Below are 606 nucleotides of genomic sequence, written 5' to 3'. Positions count from 1 at the left end.
ACATACAGCATGATGAAGCTGCAGAGCAACTGGTATATAAATTTTATTATTCTCACTATAAAATTTACCTATCGTAATAATAGGCAATAAAAAGCTACCATTGTTACCAATGTTTAAATTAAATGAACTAAAATCAATCCAAGGAATCATTGAAATCGGTATGGCGTTTTCAGGTATCGGTTTTTTAGGAAACATTTCTTCTTTATCTTTATATTCAAGTAAGTCATTTTTATAATTATTATAAAAAGAAGTGAAGTTGTTATCAGATTCAGTCCAAATGTTAGTAAATTTTTCAGTTTGCTTATTAAAAACTGTATACAAAGGATTTAACTTATCCCAATAACCTAATTTATTCTCACTATTAATTCCTGTTCTAAACACTTTGTTTTTATTTACAACTTCCATAATTGCATAAATCAAAGAAGGATAAATTTCATATCCTTTCTTTTTTATCATATCTTTAAACAAAGTAATATCAATTTCTTTAGTAATGCTATACGTAGTTTGCTGGTTAAAATAGTGTTCAAAATATTCTTTTCTATCCCAATTTTCTAATTTGATAATATTAAAATTCATATATAACTTCCTCCTAAATTTTAAATCTTT

General features: G+C 24.9%; 1 protein-coding gene. It reads right to left on the bottom strand.

What is annotated here, in order from left to right; genetic code table 11:
• Window positions 1–576 (bottom strand): type A chloramphenicol O-acetyltransferase (gene catA / locus E4T13_RS29560; protein ID WP_137181983.1); only part of this gene is annotated, 576 nt, incomplete at its 3' end.
• Window positions 577–606: the final 30 nt, after the last annotated feature.

This window comes from Roseomonas sp. AR75 (genome assembly GCF_005222815.1).
Classification (GTDB): domain Bacteria; phylum Pseudomonadota; class Alphaproteobacteria; order Acetobacterales; family Acetobacteraceae; genus Falsiroseomonas.
Note: the sequence above shows the minus strand (reverse complement) of the source record. Positions and strands in the feature narration are given on the sequence as shown.